The sequence below is a fragment of the Arthrobacter sp. B0427-1-12 genome (assembly GCF_059092905.1).
The window spans coordinates 1-455 of record NZ_JBNHIC010000217.1 but is presented as its reverse complement, the minus strand read 5'-3'; the positions used below and the strand labels follow the sequence as shown (position 1 = coordinate 455).

The following is a 455-nucleotide window of genomic DNA, read 5'->3' as shown; positions in this document are numbered from 1 at the left end:
GCGCGAGCATGCCGCCGGTGCGCTGATCACCGACCTGACCACCCGGGCGTGACAACGGCGGGCGGCCTGACCACCGGCGGAGCAAAGACTGCGCCCTGATCAGGAGTGTCCGGATTCCGGAAGCAGGCTGGTTCCGACCTTCCGGGCCATCCGGTTCAGCTGCCGGCGGCCGGTTACCAGGGCCGGTCAGCGGACTCGGCATCGCCCTCAGTCCACGCCTCGGTCACTGATCCGGGACCAGGGGCGTTGGGCTGTTCCGGTTCTTCCTGGGCATCCCCGGTATCGGTGAACCGGCACGAGCCCGGATGCGAGGGCGGCAGCGTGCAGACCCGGCCGGTCGTGACCTGGATGCGGGCGCAGGCACCGTCCTGGGCGGCCTCGGTATCGACCAGGACGCTGTCCTGGCGGTCCGGGTCGGACAGTACGGCTCCGGAATCGTCGCTGTTCCACGCTGA

Annotated in this window: 1 protein-coding gene; it reads right to left on the bottom strand. The window is 70.1% G+C overall.

Translation table 11 applies throughout. The annotated features are described in order from the left end of the window. Positions 1-173: 173 nt before the first annotated feature. Positions 174-455, bottom strand: a 282-nt coding sequence (locus AC5RWU_RS24625; RefSeq protein WP_493986790.1) for a hypothetical protein, incomplete at its 5' end; no start/stop codon positions are given.